This window comes from Paraburkholderia sp. (assembly GCF_035656215.1).
Classification (GTDB): Bacteria; Pseudomonadota; Gammaproteobacteria; order Burkholderiales; family Burkholderiaceae; genus Paraburkholderia.
On the sequence record NZ_DASRSY010000290.1, the window covers coordinates 1 to 1,914 of the forward strand.

At 64.8% G+C, this 1,914-nt stretch carries 2 protein-coding genes; both read left to right on the forward strand.

The features are described 5' to 3' along the window. The coding region (gene tsaE, locus VFE81_RS16295; protein ID WP_325045586.1) for a tRNA (adenosine(37)-N6)-threonylcarbamoyltransferase complex ATPase subunit type 1 TsaE at nucleotides 1–453 on the forward strand (453 nt) is incomplete at its 5' end. Continuing rightward, nucleotides 435–1,914: N-acetylmuramoyl-L-alanine amidase (locus tag VFE81_RS16300; protein WP_325045587.1), on the forward strand; the 1,480-nt coding region annotated here is incomplete at its 3' end. The genes tsaE and VFE81_RS16300, both read left to right, overlap by 19 nt.

Here is a 1,914-nt window from a genome sequence, read left to right on the forward strand (position 1 = left end):
AAGCCGCTGCAAAAAGCGCAGCAACACGCGCCGGGTGCCACGGGCGACCAGCCATTCCACGGACTGCAAGTACAACTCGTCGGCGATCTCGGCGCCGGCAAAACCACGCTCGTGCGCGCAACGTTGCGCGGCCTCGGCCACAGCGGCCGCGTGCGCAGCCCCACTTACACACTCGTCGAACCTTACGTGCTCGAACGGCCCGCTGGGGAACTCGCGCTCTATCACTTCGATCTGTATAGATTCACCGACCCGGCCGAATGGGCCGACGCGGGCTTTCGCGAGTACTTCGACAACGGCGCCATCTGCCTCGTCGAATGGCCGCAGCGCGCAGGGCGTCTCCTCGGCGTGCCGGATCTCGTCTTCTCGCTCGATCTGGACAGCACGGGCGACGGCCGGGTACTCGTCGCACGGGCATACAGCGAATCAGGAAAGGCATGTCTCGAAAGATGTTGATCAAACCGTTCCGCTCGATCGAATCGGCGGCTACCGCAACGCATAACTGGCGGCGCCGGCAGATTCTGCGCGCAGGCGCATCCACGCTGGTACTCGGCCTTGTCGCTCCGCGTCTCGCGTGGGCGAGCTCGGTGCTGGGCGTGCGGGTCTGGCCGGCGCGCGATTACACGCGCGTGACGATCGAGTCGGATCAGCCTTTGCAGAACACACAGCAGTTGCTGCAGGGTCCAGACCGGCTGGTGGTCGATCTGAGCGGCCTCGATCTGGACCAGGCGCTGAAGGATCTTGTGTCGAAGATTACGCCGAACGATCCGCAGATTCAGTCGGTGCGCGTCGGGCAATATCAGCCGCACGTCGTGCGAATGGTGTTCGATCTGAAGGGCTCGGTGAAGCCGCAGGTGTTCACGCTGCCGCCGGTCGGCGCGTACAAGTACCGGCTGGTGTTCGACCTGTACCCCGCGGTCGCGCCCGATCCCCTAATGGATCTGCTCGCGCAGACCGAGCGCAAGCAGCAAACGCTTGAGGAAAACAACGCACCGCCCGCCACGCTAAGCGGCCCGGGCACCACGCCGCCCACCGCCGACAACAGCGAAGCCTTCTTCGAGCGCTATGCGCAGAACGGCAGCGGCGGGACGGCGCCGAGCGTACCGCGTCCGCCGGCGCATACCACGCCGACGCCTGCTCCACCCATTCTCGGCAAGCCTGCAACGCCGACGGCACCGCTTGCACCGATCACGCCGCCCACGGCAATCGCCCGCAACAAGGGGAGCAGCAACAGCAACCTCGGTAGCGATGACAGCGACGATAGCTACGCATTCACCAACCCGAAAACCGGCAGGAGCAACACGGTACGTCTGCTGACCGTCGCGATCGATCCGGGTCACGGCGGCGAAGACCCAGGCGCAATCGGCGGCGGGGGCACGTACGAGAAGCACGTCGCACTCGACATTGCGAAGAAGCTGCGCGCGAAGATCGACGCGCAGCCGAACATGCGCGCCATGATGACGCGCGACGCCGACTTCTTCGTGCCGCTTAACGTGCGCGTACAGAAGGCGCGGCGCGTGGGCGCGGACCTGTTCGTCTCGATCCACGCGGACGCGTTCACCACGCCCGAGGCGAAGGGCTCGTCGGTGTTCGCCTTGTCGGAGCATGGCGCGTCGAGCGCCGCGGCGCGCTGGATGGCGAACAAAGAGAACTCATCAGATCAGATCGGCGGGATCAACATCAAGTCCGCCGACGCCACCGTCAATCGCGCGCTGTTCGATATGTCGACCACCGCGCAGATCCGCGATTCGATGCGCTACGGCAACTTCGTGCTGAAGGAAATCGGCGGCATCAACAAGCTGCATAAGGGCTCGGTCGAACAGGCGGGGTTTGCCGTGCTGAAGGCGCCGGATATTCCGTCGATCCTCGTGGAGACCGCCTTCATCAGTAACCCGGATGAGGAGCGCCAACTGAACG